The organism is Nocardia noduli (assembly GCF_019038455.1).
GTDB classification, from domain to species: domain Bacteria; phylum Actinomycetota; class Actinomycetes; order Mycobacteriales; family Mycobacteriaceae; genus Nocardia; species Nocardia noduli.
In genome coordinates this window covers 1-16,246 of record NZ_JAFMPL010000144.1, presented here as the reverse complement: position 1 = coordinate 16,246, position 16,246 = coordinate 1, and the positions used below count along the sequence as shown (strand labels likewise).

Annotated in this window: 16 protein-coding genes and 3 pseudogenes; 10 read left to right on the top strand and 9 right to left on the bottom strand. The window is 63.5% G+C overall.

Going from position 1 to position 16,246, the window contains the following annotated elements; all coding sequences use genetic code 11:
* Positions 1 to 119 (top strand): annotated as a pseudogene (locus JZ792_RS38140) (IS5/IS1182 family transposase); the annotation flags it as partial.
* A gap of 14 nt (positions 120 to 133) precedes the next feature.
* On the opposite strand, the pseudogene JZ792_RS38135 reads toward JZ792_RS38140, so the two are convergent.
* Positions 134 to 361: pseudogene (locus tag JZ792_RS38135) on the bottom strand (IS1380 family transposase); the annotation flags it as partial.
* A 35-nt stretch (positions 362 to 396) separates the two neighbouring features.
* Between JZ792_RS38135 and JZ792_RS43340 the strand changes: the two are divergent.
* A pseudogene (locus tag JZ792_RS43340) lies at positions 397 to 693 on the top strand (hypothetical protein); the annotation flags it as partial.
* Positions 681 to 938: an alpha-L-rhamnosidase C-terminal domain-containing protein gene (locus JZ792_RS43335; RefSeq protein ID WP_368858176.1), complete on the top strand. Its 258-nt coding sequence runs from the start codon at positions 681 to 683 to the stop codon at positions 936 to 938. The pseudogene JZ792_RS43340 and the gene JZ792_RS43335, both read left to right, overlap by 13 nt.
* 232 nt (positions 939 to 1,170) lie before the next feature.
* On the opposite strand, the gene JZ792_RS38125 is transcribed toward JZ792_RS43335, so the two are convergent.
* Entirely contained in the window at positions 1,171 to 2,415 is a 1,245-nt protein-coding gene (locus JZ792_RS38125) for a LuxR C-terminal-related transcriptional regulator (RefSeq protein WP_438804434.1), read from the bottom strand.
* 229 nt (positions 2,416 to 2,644) lie between these two features.
* Here JZ792_RS38125 and JZ792_RS38120 point away from each other — a divergent pair, with 229 nt between their 5' ends.
* Complete coding sequence (locus JZ792_RS38120) at positions 2,645 to 3,730, top strand: S-(hydroxymethyl)mycothiol dehydrogenase (RefSeq protein ID WP_216917762.1); 1,086 nt, start codon at positions 2,645 to 2,647, stop codon at positions 3,728 to 3,730.
* Positions 3,727 to 4,359, top strand: a complete 633-nt coding sequence (locus JZ792_RS38115) for an MBL fold metallo-hydrolase (RefSeq protein ID WP_216917761.1) — start codon at positions 3,727 to 3,729, stop codon at positions 4,357 to 4,359. The genes JZ792_RS38120 and JZ792_RS38115 overlap by 4 nt, the downstream gene beginning before the upstream one ends.
* A 259-nt stretch (positions 4,360 to 4,618) precedes the next feature.
* Here the strand turns inward: JZ792_RS38115 and JZ792_RS38110 are convergent, their stop codons facing one another.
* Together JZ792_RS38110 and JZ792_RS38105 are read right to left on the bottom strand one after the other, a co-directional pair.
* Positions 4,619 to 5,773, bottom strand: coding sequence for a hypothetical protein (locus JZ792_RS38110; protein ID WP_216917760.1), 1,155 nt, complete (start codon positions 5,771 to 5,773; stop codon positions 4,619 to 4,621).
* Between the two features lie 8 nt (positions 5,774 to 5,781).
* The gene (locus JZ792_RS38105; protein WP_216917759.1) at positions 5,782 to 6,702 is read right to left on the bottom strand and encodes a metal-dependent hydrolase; all 921 of its coding nucleotides are present in this window, start codon (positions 6,700 to 6,702) and stop codon (positions 5,782 to 5,784) included.
* Positions 6,703 to 6,793: 91 nt separating this feature from the next.
* Between JZ792_RS38105 and JZ792_RS38100 the strand changes: the two genes are divergently transcribed.
* Together JZ792_RS38100 and JZ792_RS38095 are read left to right on the top strand one after the other, a co-directional pair.
* Positions 6,794 to 7,384 carry a TetR/AcrR family transcriptional regulator gene (locus tag JZ792_RS38100; RefSeq protein ID WP_216917758.1) on the top strand — a complete coding sequence of 197 codons (591 nt, stop codon included), beginning with the start codon at positions 6,794 to 6,796 and terminating at the stop codon, positions 7,382 to 7,384.
* A gap of 130 nt (positions 7,385 to 7,514) precedes the next feature.
* Positions 7,515 to 7,826, top strand: a complete 312-nt coding sequence (locus JZ792_RS38095) for a 2Fe-2S iron-sulfur cluster-binding protein (protein ID WP_216917757.1) — start codon at positions 7,515 to 7,517, stop codon at positions 7,824 to 7,826.
* Positions 7,827 to 8,339: 513 nt separating this feature from the next.
* Here the strand turns inward: JZ792_RS38095 and JZ792_RS38090 are convergent.
* A complete protein-coding gene (locus tag JZ792_RS38090; RefSeq protein WP_308165615.1) occupies positions 8,340 to 9,050 on the bottom strand; it encodes an aldehyde dehydrogenase family protein in 711 nt (236 codons plus the stop codon).
* A 57-nt stretch (positions 9,051 to 9,107) separates the two neighbouring features.
* Between JZ792_RS38090 and JZ792_RS38085 the strand changes: the two genes are divergently transcribed.
* The gene (locus JZ792_RS38085) at positions 9,108 to 9,710 is read left to right on the top strand and encodes an SMP-30/gluconolactonase/LRE family protein (protein ID WP_216917755.1); all 603 of its coding nucleotides are present in this window, start codon (positions 9,108 to 9,110) and stop codon (positions 9,708 to 9,710) included.
* Here JZ792_RS38085 and JZ792_RS38080 read toward each other — a convergent pair.
* From JZ792_RS38080 to JZ792_RS38065, 4 genes are all read right to left on the bottom strand, one after another.
* Positions 9,688 to 10,362 (bottom strand): TetR/AcrR family transcriptional regulator, encoded by a 675-nt coding sequence (locus JZ792_RS38080; protein WP_216917754.1) that lies wholly within the window; start codon positions 10,360 to 10,362, stop codon positions 9,688 to 9,690. The two genes, JZ792_RS38085 and JZ792_RS38080, sit on opposite strands and share 23 nt — an antisense overlap.
* Positions 10,363 to 10,369: 7 nt before the next feature.
* On the bottom strand, positions 10,370 to 12,037 hold the full coding sequence (locus tag JZ792_RS38075) for an N-acyl-D-amino-acid deacylase family protein (RefSeq protein WP_216917753.1): 1,668 nt from the start codon (positions 12,035 to 12,037) through the stop codon (positions 10,370 to 10,372).
* 526 nt (positions 12,038 to 12,563) lie between these two features.
* On the bottom strand, positions 12,564 to 13,403 hold the full coding sequence (locus tag JZ792_RS38070; RefSeq protein ID WP_216917752.1) for a hypothetical protein: 840 nt from the start codon (positions 13,401 to 13,403) through the stop codon (positions 12,564 to 12,566).
* A 12-nt stretch (positions 13,404 to 13,415) separates the two neighbouring features.
* Positions 13,416 to 14,345, bottom strand: a complete 930-nt coding sequence (locus JZ792_RS38065; protein ID WP_216917751.1) for an SDR family NAD(P)-dependent oxidoreductase — start codon at positions 14,343 to 14,345, stop codon at positions 13,416 to 13,418.
* Between the two features lie 286 nt (positions 14,346 to 14,631).
* Between JZ792_RS38065 and JZ792_RS38060 the strand changes: the two genes are divergently transcribed.
* Together JZ792_RS38060 and JZ792_RS38055 are read left to right on the top strand one after the other, a co-directional pair.
* Complete coding sequence (locus tag JZ792_RS38060) at positions 14,632 to 15,219, top strand: TetR/AcrR family transcriptional regulator (RefSeq protein WP_308165616.1); 588 nt, start codon at positions 14,632 to 14,634, stop codon at positions 15,217 to 15,219.
* Between the two features lie 731 nt (positions 15,220 to 15,950).
* The coding region (locus JZ792_RS38055; protein ID WP_438804433.1) for an IS110 family transposase at positions 15,951 to 16,246 on the top strand (296 nt) is incomplete at its 3' end.

The following is a 16,246-nucleotide window of genomic DNA, read 5'->3' as shown; positions in this document are numbered from 1 at the left end:
CCTGGCTACACGCGTTCAAACGGTTGCGTATCCGCTACGAACGCCGCGCCGACATCCACCAAGCCCTACTCAGCCTCGCCTGCGCGGTCATCTGCCTCCGCAAACTCATTCTGAACTGATCTGTTAGGGGTGTTCAGGCCGTCGAGTGCGTGGCGGCGGCATGCCACAACTGCTGCCATGCGGTGGCCCAGGGCCAGTGGGCGGGCAGGTGTAGGACGGGTTTGCGTTGCGGTCGGGCGAAACGAGCGGGGACGGCGATGATCTTGCGGCGCAGTGTGGTTGCGCGTGCCCTGCCCAGTTGCGGGTCGGCGAGTGCCCCGGCGGCACGTAGTAGGTTGTGGGTGATCCCGGCGCAGAGCACTCTGCACGTGATGTCCCAGTCGGTCGGATGGTCCGGTGCTGCTTCCCTGGACCGCACACCTATACTACGGTGACCGGGCCTTGCTCGACCGCCAGTACGATAGTACTGCGGCGACTCGTCGTCGGGATCGAAGAGCGCGCTCGCATCAAAGGTCGAGGCCGCTACCTCCTCGAGACTTCATTCCATTTCGGTGGGTGGCTCACAAGCGTGCTTCCTGGTTGTCCCGGATCGAACTGGGCGCAACGACAATCTGGGAGACGCGGGAAGGCTACGACAACGCGGGCAACGGTAAGGAATCACACAACCCCTACGCCCTCGGTTGCGTCGCCGACTGGTTGACCGAGGGACTGGCGGGAATGTCTCCCGACAGTCCGGGCTATCGTCACATACGATTCGCACCCGTTGTGGCCCAACAACTCTCCACGCCGAGAGTACGCTCGACACACATTTCGGATCCGCACGCAGCGCATGGAAGCGCGACGGGGACCGGATACTTCTCGAAGTGACGGTGCCACCGGGGGCGACAGCGAAGATCGTGGGGCCTGGGCCGACGAATCGACTACCACCGCCGCGATAATCGGCTCGGGGAACCAGGTCTTCGAGACTGCCTCCTCGGAATTGTTCGCCTGAATGAGGAAGCACCCCGACACGACAACCTCCGAGCCTGATTGTCACGTGACGATGTGTGCACCCATCCTGACACCTTCGTCTCGGACGCGCCTCGGGATTGCCCGCCGCTGCCAGCCCACGCTGCTGGCGCGCCCCGTGGCATGCCGGCGAATGCCCGACCAGCCGCACCAGACCTCGAATCAGGCCGTCGAACCGCGTGCGACGCCGGGCCGCGGCGTCAAGCCCGCTCGAACTCCGAGTGCGGCAGCTTCTCCCCTGGTGGAAACATCCAGCTTCTTGAGCACACCCGCGACGTGGAATTTGACCGTGCTCTCGGCGACACCCAGTTCGTCGGCGATCACTTTGTTGCGTTTCCCCATAGCGACCAATACCAGCACCTCCCGCTGTCTGGGATTCAGCCTGGCCAGCAACGTCTGGTCGGGCGCGGCAACGGGGGGTTCGAGCGGCAGCCGGACGAACACTCGACATCCCCAGCCTGGAACGGATTCCAGTTCCGCTTCCGCGTGCAATGCCTGGACTCGCCCTTGAAGACTGCGGCGTAGCGCCTCGATCTCCACATCGCCCGCGCCCTGGTCCCGCACATCGACGGTCAATACCTGCGCATCCGAGGCCCAAGCAATCCGCAGCCGTGAATCGCCCCGACCTACCAGCCCCAGCACCGCTGTCTTCGTGATCGCCCGTGCGCCAGAGGCGACCTCCCCTGGAATCGAGGGACTGTCGGCCCGTGGCGGAACATACTCCACGTCGAGTTCACGATCCCTCAGCAGCGACACGATCTCTTCACGTAACCGCGTGAACGCGGCGGCGGGCCGCTCTTCGCCCAACACGCGGTCGATTGCCCGGGTGGACCGAATCGCGACCAGCGCTACGGACGCGGCATCGGCGGCGATACTACGGGCCCGCCGGTCATCCAGTCGCGGCGATCGCAACGTGGCCAAGATGCCTGCCACGGTCGCCTCGTGCGTGGCGGTCAACTCGTCGATCGTACGGGCCCGCGCACTCGAGGCCGCGCGGGACTCGGCCAGATAGTCCGGGCCCGCCTGCGCTACCTGCTGACGGATCGAAGTAGCGACCATACCGAAGACAGCGGCCAGCCCACTTGGATCGGGAATATCGATCTCGGCACGCGGAAAGAGCACGAGCAGCGTATCGGTGGCATCACGAACCAGCCACACCCAACGCTCGCCACCAGACAATCGAACAGACCTGACCGCGTGATGCCCCAGCGGGACAGTCAGTTTCAGCTCTTCCAGTGCCTCGATCGTCACTTGTCCGACAACCTCGGTTTGCCCAGCCACTTTGCGAGGGCGACCCGTGCATTCCCGTGTGAAGATCACCAATGCCGTGTGCGGCCACGACTCGGCGAGGTATCGCGACATACGCCGCGCTATATCGCTGAGCGGTCCGGAAATCACATCGCACAACCCGCGCAGCCGCGCCACTTCTACCTCGGTCCAAGACGCTGAGTCGCTCACCACCCGGAGTGTAGGCCGACAGAGACAGAGGCATCAGCGACCCCTACCTAGCCAGAAGGGTAGGTTTCGCTATCCACCGGACCAGGGGCAACCCCCCACTTTCGGCGTTAGCTTCGACCTCGGCCCTGCAAACGCTTGCACCGGCTGGATCACACGCCCAATCGAAGGAAACGGACACATGCCACAACAGGTACGCGGGGTCATAGCCAGGTCGAAAGGATCGTCGGTGGAGCTCACCGACATCCTCATTCCCGATCCCGGGCCCGGCGAGGTGGTCGTGGCAGTCGCAGCATGTGGCGTGTGTCATACCGACCTCACCTACCGCGAGGGCGGCATCAATGACGAGTTCCCATTCCTGCTCGGCCACGAAGCGGCGGGCACCGTGGAACAGGTCGGTGAAGGTGTCGAGTCCGTGGCCCCCGGCGACTTCGTCATCTTGAATTGGCGGGCGACATGCGGACACTGCCGCGCCTGCAAGCGTGGTCGCCCGCAATACTGCTTCGACACCTTCAACGCCACGCAGAAGATGACCTTGCTGGACGGCACCGAACTCACCCCCGCGCTTGGCATCGGCGCCTTCGCGGACAAGACTCTTGTCCACGCCGGACAGTGCACGAAGGTGGATCCCGGCGCCGATCCGGCCGTGGTGGGCTTGCTGGGTTGCGGCGTCATGGCCGGACTGGGCGCCGCGATGAATACCGGCGGCGTAGGTCGCGGGGATTCCGTCGCGGTGATCGGCTGCGGCGGGGTGGGAAACGCCGCCGTCGTCGGTTCACGGCTCGCAGGCGCGTCCACCATCATCGCCGTGGACCGCGACAAGAAGAAACTCGAATGGGCCTACGAACTGGGCGCGACTCACACTGTCGACGCGACCGAAACCGACGCGGTCGCCGCTATCCAGGAGCTCACCAACGGTTTCGGCGCCGACGTGGTCATCGATGCCGTCGGCCGCCCGGAGACCTGGGAACAAGCCTTCTACGCCCGCGACCTGGCAGGCACCGTCGTTCTGGTCGGAGTTCCCACACCTGATATGCGCCTCGATATGCCGCTGATCGACTTCTTCTCCCGCGGTGGGTCATTGAAGTCATCCTGGTACGGCGATTGCCTACCCGAGCGGGATTTCCCGATGCTGGTCGACCTCTACCAACAGGGCCGACTGCCACTGGAGAAGTTCGTCACCGAGAGAATCGGCCTCGACCGCGTCGAGGAAGCGTTCCACACCATGCACGCGGGTGAAGTCCTGCGTTCGGTCGTCGTCTTGTGAGCGGCACACTACGCATCGATCGCGTCGTCACTTCCGGGGTCTTCGAACTCGACGGCGGAACCTGGGAGGTCGACAACAACGTGTGGGTCCTCGGCGACGACGACCAAGTGGTCGTCATCGACGCCGCGCACGACTCGAAGCCGATCATCGAAGCCGTCGCCGGGCGCGATGTCGTCGCCGTCGTGTGCACTCACGGACACAATGACCACGTCACCCACGCACCCGAACTCGCCGAGGATCTCTACGCTCCGGTCCTGCTGCACCCCGGAGACGAGAAGCTCTGGGAAATGAGCCATCCCGGTTCTCGCTACTGGCATCTGAGCCACCAACAGCGCATCGCGCTCGCCGGGACCGAGGTGCATATCATCCATACACCAGGCCATTCACACGGGTCGATCTGCCTCTATGTTCCCGAGGCCGAGACGTTGTTCTCCGGTGACACGCTCTTTTCCGGAGGCCCCGGCGCCACCGGCCGTTCATTCTCGGACTTTCCCACGATCATCGATTCCGTGCGGGAGCGAATTCTCACCCTCCCCGAAGATACCCGAGTGTTCCCCGGCCATGGGGACAACACCACCGTCGCCACCGAAGCACCACACCTGTCCGATTGGATCGCGCGAGGCTTCTGACAGCACATAGCCGACGTCACCGCCGCCTCCCTCGCATACTCGTGCGAGGGAGGCGGCGGTCATGTTTCCCGGTTTACCGACACATCGCGCGGGGCTCCGACACGGCGATGCCATCGACGGATGTCACCTGGGGCCGGATGCGCCGAAACCGCTGTACGCGATGTTCTTCGAATGCTGACGGCGAAATTCGGGGCTCCTCGCCGACAGTTCTACCCGGGCGGGCGCTACCCCCTGTGCTCGATCGAACAGCGCGTCACCGTCATACACGGCTGATTTCACGCGCGCTCACTGTCCTCGTCCGCACGGAAACGCTGAGACCGGCCAATGCCGCGATGATCAAACAGCCCGTCGCGTACCAGACATTGCCGATGGGTGTGTCGTCGCTGGTGATGCCGTCGACCGCTCCGAAATAGTCCGGCAGGGCAGACACCCACAGGACCGCGAGCACTACCAGATAGATAGGGGCGAAGACTCGGACGAACTCGTTGGTCGGAATTCCCTCGGCACTGTTGCGGTGACGCGACCATTGCTGCACGAGTACCGGCACGGAGATCGCGGCGAAAATGACCAACTCGATCCAGAACACGATCGCTTGCGCGGTGGTGTTCGGCGTGTCGCCGCGGCCGACCACAGAAGACGGGGTACTGAGAATGCCGACGCCGACCGGTACCAGCACCCCGGCGACGACCGAACGCCATCCGAGACTCACACCGCTCAACCGTGCCGGGCTCGCCGATTCAGCCAGTTTCTCGGATTTCCGACCCACCAGTCGCATCACCAGCAGGGTCGCCGCGAAGGGACCGAGCGTGGCGAAGATGACCATGCTCGTCATGGGTACCGAGGCCGCCAGTGGATGGTTGGTCGCGTTGTCGGTGTTCCAGGCCCACCAGCGCAACTGAGGACCGAGCTGATCGAATACCTCGTAGAAGCAATGGTGGACGAATCCGACACAGATCGCGCCGACGACGATGCCCCGATCCCGGAACACCCCGAGGCTGCGTACGATCTCGAAAGCCACTGTGATGACCGCGGGATAGAGAGCGATGATGTACAGCGGCAATCGTTCGAACATGAACTGAACCGTGAACGCGTTGTGCGCGAACACGATTCCCAAATCTTCTTCGATTCCGAAACTGTCCGGGAAGTACAGCGGAATCTCGATGACGAACAGATAGACCACCGTCGCGATCCAGAGTGCCAGGTTGACGGGGTCACCGTGACGGCGCAGTCGTCGGATGGAGTACCACAACGCCAGCACTGCGCCTGCGACCATCATCAACTCCACTACCGGCAGAGTCCAGTTCGACAATCCGAACGGGTTGCGTAGGTGGATGATCGCAGGGGCGTCCTGGCAGGTGAAGTCGCCCAGTTTTCGTGCGATTTCATCGAAGGTGGGATTGCACTGACCGGCCATCGGATATCTCAACTAGCGATCTGGGCAGAGTACCAGCGTGTGACGTCTTCGCCCTTATCCCATCGCTCGAACCAGCAGTCGGCGAACTTCGGCAGCACCGCGTGTGCCGGATTGTGAAAAGGTGTCTGGCTCATCAGGACCCTGGCAGCGGCCACGAATTTCTCTCGCCACGACACGGTCGCGAAACCCGGGGGCGCGATCGAGGACGGCTTCTTGGTGCCGAACGGAAGCCTGTCCCACAGCGAGGGCTCGGCCTCACCGACCGCCAGCCGAGTACGCGCATCGATCTTGCGATCCGATTCCGGCACGTGCTCGTTGACGCCGTCGGCGATGATCCCCATCACCTCGACGAGGTGTTTGACGACCGAGGGGATCGACTTCATACGAAACCAGGTGTCCCCGTACGCTTCGTTGTAGATCACCATCGCCGAACTGCGATGCTCGACTTCTTCGACGAAGTGCCACAGGAACAACGACGCCACGCGATCGTCGCCGGGACGGAAGAGCGTGTCCTCGTTGTCGAGCATCAGCTTCATACTCGGCGTGAAGGTCGCCTCGAGATTGGCGATGTAGGCCAGCCGGTATTTCAAGGAAGTGTTCGCGGTGAGAGAGTCGTAACTCGCGATCGCCTTGTCCAGTGTCTGTGCGAGACCGGGGTAGCGCCTGCACAGGGCACTGACGTGCTTGCGGTGCGAACTCGAATGCTGGGCCTCCTGGCGCAGGAACGCCAACGACTCCGCGGCCACATCCGGATCTCCGAGAAGAGGTTTGGCTTCCTGCACCGCGGCTACGATCATCTGCTCGAAGCAGATCGCGATAAAAGATGTGGCATTCATCGAGAACGAGAAGGACGGATTGCCCGGATTCCATTCCCACGGGACGTCCTCGGTGAAATCGAACTTCGGACGGCGAACTTCGAGGTCGGTCATGCTGTTCCTCCAGTGACACTGATTACACGCAATGCTCACAAGTGTGACATTGATGTAATGTAAGCTGGGTCGCAGAAGGAGTCAAGACTGTATGGGCCGTAAAGGGTGGGCGGGCTCACCGCCGCGAGATGACGACGAGGCGCGCAAACGCATCGTCGACGCCACGCTGCGCGTCATCGATCGACGTGGGGCCGGGGACACAACCGTGTCCGATATCGCCGAGACCCTCGGCATCACCCGCCGGACCATCTACCGATACTTCGCCAGCACCGAGGAGCTGTTCACCACTGTCGCCGAAATCGCGCTGGAGAGTTTCAACACGCAGATCGAGGCCATGACCGCGGATCTGGATGTCGCGGATCAACTGGTCGAAGTGGTGGCATACATCATCGAGCGGCTGCCACACGAACCCCAACTGACCCTGCTGCTCGCCAACGACCGTTCCAATATGTTCAGCCGAACGATGCTCAAACCCGTGTGGATCGCACGGGGACGCACCGTGCTGCACAGCACCCATATCAAGTGGGCGGACCTCGGCTACGACGATCGGACCGTCGATGAACTCCTTGAATTCCTCCTTCGAATGATCCAGTCGATGGTTGTCGCGCCGATGGATCCCCCGCGGTCGAGTGCCGAGCTACGCGCGTACCTACACCGCTGGGTAGGTCCGGCGCTGCGCTAGCATCCGCGCCAGGAAGTCGAAGGAGATCGAAAGGCTGTTGCGATCGATCGAGCACTCAGGGCTCGTCGGCGCGTACCACGCGACACCGAAGGGGTGTCGACGTTCTACACGATCATTCAGGAGTGTGCCGATGACCGGATCGCCAGTACCTCAGCAAGACACCGCAATCCAGTCCGCTGCGACGATTCTGCTGGATGGCGCGGAGTCCCTCGTCCAGGTCGGCTCCGAGGAGACCGTACTCGAGGCCGCCCGGCGTGCCGGATTGAATCCCCCGTACTCCTGCGAGTCGGGCATCTGCGGCACCTGCATGGCACGTCTCAGCGAAGGACGGGTCGAGATGCGCACAAACGAGGTGCTGAGCGACGACGATGTGGCCGAAGGCTACATACTCACCTGCCAGTCGCTCCCGCAGACCCCGGCGGTCACGGTCGAATACGAGTGATCCGCCGATCGCTCACGGTCCGCAGCGCAGACCTCTCCGACCGGGATTGGACATCGACGTCGCGATTCCGCACCAGCGACCGCAAATCGTCGCGGCAGCCGCTCGAACTCGGCCGGGAGACGATGACGCGCAGTTCGCGCAGCGTCGTCCGCGAGGCGGCGGGAACGGGCACGACCGGTGGTGACTCGTCGTCGCGGGCGAGGTCGACGTGTTGGGAGAGCGACAGCTCTGCACGCTAGGCCGCCAATCCTCCAGCCGTACTACCAATCCGGGCTCGTACGCACCGTACGAGCCCTGACGTCGAGTTCGGCGAAGTCGGCGATTTCGCGTCCGCCCTGTTCGACATCTGCTGCGCGCGACGCCGAAACTGCAAGGCAGGCAAGACCGGTATCTGCCTGTATATTCGACCCCCGGACAGGTCGGCACCGCCGAACCCCTCCAATGTGGCTGCACCTTCGACTTCGACGACAATGCTGCGGTCCGCATTGGATTCCACGATCCTCGCCCCGTCGGTCAGTTCGATATCGATGTAGCCCGCTTCGCGCGCTCGGCCGCGGCCGCCTCGGTCACGACCACCAGGTTGACCGACCCGAGTTCACCGTGGAACGGGATAGAGACCGGACGGGCGGCGGCGGCGTCGAACAACGCGCGGCCACCGCGCACCGAACCGGTGAAGCCTGCGGCCGCGATGAGCGGATGCCGGATCAGATCGATTCCGGCGGTGAAACCGTGCACGAGTTGCACAACCGCTTGCGGCAGTCCGCATCGCGCCGCGGCTTGGCGCAGAGCCACCAGTGTTCGCTCCGAGGTCGCGGGATGATCAGGATGCGCCTTGACCACCACCGGGCATCCCGCGGCAAGGGCACTCGCGGTGTCACCACCGGCGACCGAGAAGGCGAAAGGAAAATTCGAGGCGGAATAGACGGCGACAACGCCGAGCGGAATCCGATAGCGCCGCAGGTCCGGTGTCGGCACCGCGGTCGGGTGATCGATGATGATCTGGAGGTAGTCGCCCGCTCGAACGGCGTCGGCGAACGCCGACAACTGGCGACATGCGCGATCGATCTCGCCGCTCAGCCGGGCCGATCCGAGCGCCGTTTCGGCATCGGCAAGCTCCGTCAGCGCCTCGCGATCGGCATGCAGTAGTTCCGCGCACGTCCGCAGATACCGCGCGCGGACTTCTCGATCGGCCAATGCCTCCCGAACGACATATGCGGCCGACACGACGCGGTCCACCGCACAACACGTCGGCGCGGTCGCCCCCGAATCGGCGGGGGTGTGGTGGCCAACCTTCGCGACGGCGTCGGCGTGTACAGCGACGGCGAAGACTTCCGGTGGATCCACCACGCACCGACACCGGGCTGCCGTGGCAACGACGCCGCCGTCGCCCCCGACATCTCCCTATGGGTAGGCACCATGCGTTACGACGAGGCCGAAGGCGGGCGAACACTCACGCGGATCGCACCCGATGGAAACAGCACGCGGGTACTCGACGATGTGACGGTCAGCAACGGAATCGGCTGGAGCCCAGACCATCTCGAGATGTATTACATCGACTCCCCCACCCGCAGGATCGATGTGTTCACCTTCATCGACGGGCAGGCGATCGAACGCCGTCCCTGGGTCGAGACCCACCACCACGCCGGATTTCCCGACGGACTCACGGTAGACAGCGACGGCGCGGTTTGGGTTGCGTTCTGGGATGGAGCCGCCGTGCACAGGTATACGCCCTCCGGCGAACTCGATCGTGTGATTCCCCTTCCTGTAGCCAGACCCACCGCCTGTGCATTCGGCGGCTCCACAGCAAACGACCTCTACATCACCTCGGCCCGCACCGGTGGCGGACGGCCGATCGGCGCTGTCAACGCTCGGAACGAGTGCTGACGAAGTCGAGAAACCGATCGGCCAGGATCTCGATCACGAGAGGGTCGGACGCCACGCCGGAGGCCAACGCCGAATGGTTGCTCTGGTCCAGGATTTCGTAGAGCAACAACCACGCTTCGAGCCACCGGCGGCGCTCGTCCTCTCGATCGGGTCGAACGGCGAAAGCCGGTATCGACATTCCCAGCGTGCCGATGAGATCGTCGATGAATTCCTGTGCTCGCGCGGTGAAGTCACCTTCGTCGGCCGTCGCCTGAATGAAGACCCGCAGCAGATGCCGGTTGGCTCGATCGGCATCGAAAATCGCCGCGATCCATTCGACGACGACAAGACGTTTCTCGAACTCCATTGCCGCGATGCGAACATAGAGCGGCATCGCGGCCTCGGCGGTCACCCGGAAGAGGTCTGCCGCCAGGTCCGCCTTCCCCTTGAAGTGTCTGTAGAACGTCATGCGGCTGACGCCCGCCGCCGAGGCGATGTCCTCCACCGAGACCGGAAGATAGCCTCGATCGCAGAAATTCGACATCGCCGCCTCGAGCAGTCGCTCCCGACTATCCCGTTTACGTTGTCGATGGAATGCGATCAGACCGGCGACACGCGGATCCGGAGCACCACCGACCAGCGCCGCCTCGTCTCCACGATCCGCGTCCGCCAAGATCTACTCAGCCGCCATGGGTGGCCAGCGCGGCACTCTGCTCCGGGCCGACCATATCCCCGGGGAATCGCCCGGTGAAGGCACCGTTGTCGAAGGTCGGCACACCATTGACAAGTGTGAGTCGCATCGGCGCGGCAGCCCGGGTGTAGCGGTAGGTGCGCCCACCCTGCCCGTCCCACACGTCCCAGATCTTCTCTTCCGGCCGCCGCTCGATCTCATCGAGTGCGAACACCGCGATGTCGGCGACCTTGCCGACCTCGATCACCCCGCGGTCGCGCAGTCCGAAGAAGGCTGCGAGCTTGCCGGTCAGCACATGCACACCTTCCTCGATCGAGAGCACTCCGCGGTCACGCACGAAGTCGGTCAGCAGATACACATTATCGCCCGCTCCACAGAACATCTTGCCGTGGGCACCCGCATCGGAGAGGTTTCCGACGGAATTCGGGTCACGCAGCAAGCCAAGCAGGACATCCTCGTCACGTTCCCAGGACCTCTTGTGCACCACGGATTCGGCACCGTTCTTGAGCACCCAATCGGCCAGTGCGTCGGAAGGATGGCTGAGTCCGGACTCGACGATGTAATCGGCCAGTGTGAGCCCCACCGGACCCCACCCGGTCTCACTTTCCCGCAGCGTCAGCGCCGTCGGATCATGCAGATAGGAGTGGCTGTACGTGTTGTCCCACGCGGTGCGAGCACTGTCGAGCCACTCCGGATCGGAGAGCATCGCGCTCTTCTCGTCCCAACTCGCGTCGACCATCGTCTGCCACACAGGGTTCCCATTCTGGGCGAACACCAGCGAACGCGCGAAATTGATCACCGAGGTCGGCGAGACATGGTGGTACCCGGTATAGAACTCGAGCCCTTCGGATTTGAACTGCTCGTGCAACTCCGCCGAGCGCTCACGCACCTTGGCCTGGAACTTCAGCGTCGGCAGACCGGCCCACTGCATGCGCACCCCGGCTTCCTTGGCAATGCGGCCCATGCGCTCGACCTGGTCCGGACCGGTCATTCGCATGAAGTGATCGACGATCACCTGGAATGTCGCGCCGTCGTGTCGAGCGATCACATCCAGCAACGCCCGGTACTCGGCGTCATCAGCCTGCTGGGAGGGCAATGGGCGATCGTACTTGTCGAAGTCGAGATGATTCGACGACAAGCCCATCGCCCCGGCGGCGAGCGCGTCATCCAGCAGCTCACACATCTGCTGGATCTCCTCCGCTGTGGCGGCACGCGTCCACGCGTCCTGCCCCATGACGTAGAGCCGAATCGGAATATGGCCGACGAAGGCCGCGAAATTCACCGGTACCTTCACGTGCCGAATCATCGACTTCTTGTATTCGCTCCATGTCGTCCAGTCCCACGGCACGAGCCTCTTCATCGGCTCCTCGGGAATGTCCTCGAAGAAGTTGAAGATGTCGATCAGGTTCTGCCGGTCTTCGGCGGTCTTCGGCGTCGGCGCCATAGAGAAGGCGCAGTTACCGTTGATGGACGTGGTCACGCCGTAGGCAGGCAACGGTTCCATGTTCGGCGACCACCACACACCGCCATCCCAGTGGTTATGAGATTCGATGAACCCCGGCGTCACACAACAGTCGGTGGCATCGATCACCCTCTCGCCTGTCACCGCTTCCAGATCGGTGCCGATCTCGGCGATCCGACCGAGTTCGACGCGCACGTCGGCCCGGTAGGCAGGCGCGCCTGACCCGTCGACCACCGTGCCGCCCTTGATCAGCAAACGAAATCCCATCAGTTCTCTCCCGATTCACACTCGAGCACTGTCGTTACATCGTGTAACACAAGCCTAGTGTGACATGTTGTAACGCAAGTTGGACCCAAATGACGCATTCGATATGGCGCCCTTCGCGAGCTCTGCGACGCACAAAATCGACAATGCGTTGATTTTTCTCGACCTCATGCCCTGAAAGTGGCGTCGATCCGGACTTCGGCAAGAGAGGCGATCATGTACGTGCGCTACGAGAGCGGGTCATCGAGGATCTCGAGACGACGCGGTCGGGCGCGGCACTCGGAGTGGCCACGGGTGCTGCGGTGACAGGATCCAGCGGTCGGGCTACGCGCGACCGGATCGAGCCTCTCACCACGCCTACGTCGACGATCCGGGTGAGCGCATACTGTGCCCGGCTACGGAGGCCGACCATGCGGACCCTGTCGTCGGCGCCTCCGCGCGCGGCCCGCCGAGCCCATCAGATTTCGCGTATGAAGCTGCCCTTTACCGATGCGAACGAGACGTGTGCGCCGATATCGTCAGCGAGCGCGCGGGCATCGCCGCTCGACGGATCCGCCGCCGTTGGAAACCCGTCACGCGTATGTCCCAGGTACATGATGTCGATAACGCACTGACCCGTCACCGCTGTTCCTGTGGAATCGGCCACCAGGGCATTGAATTCGGGTGCGATGTGGAGTTGGTGGTAGCCGACTTGTGCGGGATTGGCGCGGCGGTGGTCATCGCCGTGCCGAACCCACCATTCGTTGTACTGTTCGACAGAGAGCTCCGGGACGCGATCGAGGATGAGAATCATCGAGGTGGGCGCGAAGCCCGGTATGGTCAGATTCGCGACACCGGCGAGGGCGACCGACTCTGCCAGGTCGACGACGTCGATCAGCGGCTCCAGGCAACCTGCCGCGGCTTCGAACAGCGTCTCGAAGTCGGCCGGTGTCGGGTCGAAGATCTCGAGATCGAGCGAGACATAGCCGTCGATCGCCGTCACATCGGCTCCCGAGGCCTGGAATTGTTTATCGAGATCGTCCTGCATTTCGGCTATCGCCACGCCCGCCCTGGCGATGATCGTGCCGGGTGCGACTCCGAATTCCCATCGTCGTCGCCAGTCGCCCAGCGCTTGTTCGAAAGCTTCGGGGCTGGCCCCGGGCCGTCGCCGGAGAACGAACAGCACTCGAGGGCGGTGCGGGTACCGGCTCTTCAGCACCGGCTCGAGAGAACTTGGGATGCTCGAGGTCATAGCTTCAAACCTTCTCGTGAAATGAAATACGCCGACCGAGTGCTCGATGCGGCATGCATCGAGCACAGTTGAAATGTGTCAGCCAGCCGCGCCGCTTCGCCGAACCTCGGCGGGGTCCCTGTAGAAGATCGGCTCTTCGATGCCGTCGAGGGTCGTCAAACGCAATGCGTAGAGCTGATCCCGATCCACGCGTTCGGCCTGCGCCGCGATCTCCGCCTCGTCGTAGTGGACGGAGAAGAACCTCCCCGACAGCGCATCGGCCTTGCCGGACGCGAGGAACAAGCACAGGGCGGCGGCGCGCTCGGGGGGATACCAGCCGTGATCCTCCAAGGCGTGGCCGGGGGGGAACACCCACGGAGAAGCGTTCGGCGGCGCGGCGATGAACTGTTCGCGGCCGGGCCACAGGGCTGCGGTCAGGTTGGTGAGTACGTTGCCGGGCGTGATCGAGAAGACCGAGACGCCGCGGCCTTGAAGTTCCAGGGCCAGTGCCTCACTGAAACGGATGACGCCGGTCTTACCGACACAATAGGGCGCCAGGAAGGGCATCGCCATCATGCCCGCTCCACTCGCCACGTTGATGATTCGCCCCTCGCCTTGCTCGAGCATGCCGGGCAGCACGAGCCGAGTCAGCAGCATGGTGGATATCAGGTTGACCTGTAGCCCCGCCACGATCGCGTCGGGCTCGATGGTCTCGAAGGGACCGTTGCCGCCGCGCTCACCGCCACCGGCGTTGTTCATCAGCAGTGTCGGCTTGCCCAGCTCCGACTCTGCGACAGCCAGCATCTTCCGCATGGAATCGAGATCGGTCACATCGGCCGGATATGCCACGGCACGGCCGCCCGCGGCCTCGATGAGGGACGCGGTCTCCTCGATCTCGGCCACAGAGCGCGCGGTGACCATCACCGCTGCCCCCGCCTCGGCGATCGCCAGCGCGACCGCCCGTCCCACACCGCGTCCGCCGCCCGTTACCAGGGCGACCGTTCCCACCAGACTATCCGTTGTTGTCACAGCGCTCATGATCGTCACCTCTCGCTCGTCCCCGTTGCGTCCTATCCATAGCGGCGACTCCACCTTCGCGGATCGCGTCGCGAACAGAGCTCCCCGCTTGCCCTCAGTCACCACTATGTGCAATAAAACTAGCCTATAGCGTCAATCTAAAACAAGCCGTTCGGCAGACTGAATGTCGACGAACTGTCAGGCTCGCCGAGTATCATGATCGAAAGGTCCGACCATCCCGGTGGGCGTAGGAAGTTGATCGAACGACCAACCCTGAAAGGCCGACTTGGCAAAGACGGTGGCGCCACGAGGTCGAGCGCGAGAGCGGGTTCTGGAGGCCGCGCTGGCGCTCTTTACCGAGCGCGGAGTCAGCGGTACGTCGCTGCAGATGATCGCGGACCGTGTCGGCGTGAGCAAAGCTTCGGTGTACTACCAGTTCCAGTCCAAGGACGACATTGCGTTGGCGGTCATCCGACCCGCGTTCGAGGACATCGAACGCGTGGTCCGAATCGCCGAAGTACTGCCGACCGACGAGGCTCGGCGTTCAGTCGCGTTCAGCGGCCTGATCGAACTCGTTGTCCGCCACCGCCACATAGCCGGGGTTTTCTACGGGGATCCGGCGGTCGATCGCCTGCTCGAAGATCACCGCAACTACAAAGAAGCGGCCGACCGGCTCGCCGACCTCTTGACCGGCCCCGGCGCCGGGGTGATGAGCCGAGTCGCTGTCTCGGTACTGGTCGCGGGGATTCACTACAGCGCGGCAGACCCCGATCTCTCCGACCTCGACGATTCACAGCTCCGCGTGGCGCTTCTCGAGTGCTCGCGCCGCATGGTGGGCACTATCGGGGCCGACCCCGAAGCGCCTTCGCCGAGGGTCGGCTCCTAGTGTCCCGGACCTGAAATCTTCGCCATATTCGGCGAGGGAGTCGAGGATTTCTTCTGCGGTTTTTCGCCAGGTGAAGGGTTTCGGGTTTTGGTTAGCGTGGCGGCAGGCCCAAGGTTGCCGTGCGAGGGCACGCCACACGACCCAGGAGCCCGAGGAACGCCTGACACCGCCCCCGGTGTCGATACCGGACAGAACGGTGACTTCGGAGATGCCGAGACCCCTGGCGAACTCCCCGCATCCATCGCCCGCTACCGCCCTCCCGTCACGCACCCTTACCAGAAATCGCACCTACCCGCGACGACGTACGCATAGATATGAAACGGATGTGTTTTTGATATCTTTGGGGGCGGTTCGGGGACGTTTTGGAGGTTGGCGGCAACCGGTCTCCGTTCCGCACGCGAGGCTGGCCGAGCGCGTGGGCGCGGACCACGCGGTGTTAGTCGAGCCGCCCGGAATCGGGGGTCCGGGCAGCTCGCTTCCCCTGCATACTGAGCAGTGGCGCCACAGCCGCTCAGCCCGGCCGTTGTAGGTGCGCCACAACGTAAATGACCGACTGCCACGCCGCCATCGAGAAAGGCTCGCACCCGCGTACCAAAGGGCGAGCCTGCGACGCACCTGGCGCGGACCGCCGATCTTGGTGTTCAATGATGTGGCTGCTCGTAGGTCTCTTCGTAACGTGGGTGCCGGGCGTTGACGCTTGATCGGCGGCCGTTCCGGAGCGTTTCGATGCGATGAGGAAATGCGAAGTGGCACAGGCATATGCCGTGTTCTGCGGCATTGACGTGGGTAAAGGCGAACACCACGCGGTCGGTCTCGACACGACCGGGAAACGGTTGTTCGACAAGGCACTTCCGAACGACGAGGCCCGGCTACGGGCCGTGTTCGACCAACTCGCCACCGGCGGCCCGCTATTGATCGTGGTCGACCAGCCCAACACCATCGGCGCCCTGCCGGTCACCGTCGCCCGTGCCTGCGGCCATGACGTCGCCTACCTGCCTGGCCTGTCGATGCGGCGCATTGCCGATCT